This window comes from Labilibaculum sp. K2S, assembly GCF_030372765.1.
In the GTDB taxonomy this organism is placed as follows: domain Bacteria; phylum Bacteroidota; class Bacteroidia; order Bacteroidales; family Marinifilaceae; genus Labilibaculum.
On the sequence record NZ_JAUCMW010000080.1, the window covers coordinates 1 to 836 of the forward strand.

The 836-nt window shown below is 31.0% G+C and carries 1 protein-coding gene; it reads right to left on the minus strand.

The genetic code is table 11. The features are described 5' to 3' along the window. Positions 1 to 69: 69 nt before the first annotated feature. The coding region (locus QUH73_RS20790) for a LysM peptidoglycan-binding domain-containing protein (protein ID WP_289532366.1) at positions 70 to 836 on the minus strand (767 nt) is incomplete at its 5' end.

Here is an 836-nt window from a genome sequence, read left to right on the forward strand (position 1 = left end):
CGAACAAAAGACTAAGAATTAGCAATGTGTAGATTCTTTTCATAATCGTTTTATTTTAATTGCTCAATTTTATTTTCTATTTTTTGAAACTGGAATGATAAGTGTATTTCCTTTTCGGATCAAATCACTTTTAAGCTTGTTTATCACCCTTAAATCAGTTACACTACAATCAAACATTCTGGCTATTCCATTTAAAGTATCTCCTTTTAGTACGGTATAGATAGCTTGTATTCTGATTAAAATGTATTCTTCCTTTGCTAAATCATTTACAGCAGTGCCATTAATAAGCTCTACTTCTGAAACACTTATATGATAAGGTTTAATCAGATTAATTATGTCTCCTGATTTATTCTCTACCGCAAGTATCAGTGTATTTGATTCAGAAAGTTTTTCATTTGAAATTTTAACAAACCTGCCCTCGGATGGTTTTACCTCTTCACTTTCAGCTGTTTCTCCATATATTACCATCGAATATGGATTAAGTACATTATTATCAATGAATTTACGTAAGTAATCAATAGTACTCAACACTCTTTTATAGGCTAATACGTAATTGGAGTGTTCACTCCCGTATTTATCAGTACTTCCATAGAAACACAGAGAACTGCATTTTGTATTATTTAACAACTGAATCAAAGAATCAATTTTAAGCTTTTCAGCATCTGATATTTCAGATGAACCGAAATCAAAATGAACCAGATGAGAGCTAAAGGAACCTGATTTTTTAGTGAGATCAACACATTGCAATGAATCCTCTACGATATCCTTCTGTTCTATTGGTCTAATCTCTGCCATAAGCTCATCATGATTCATTATAAAGGTATTCAATACATTAT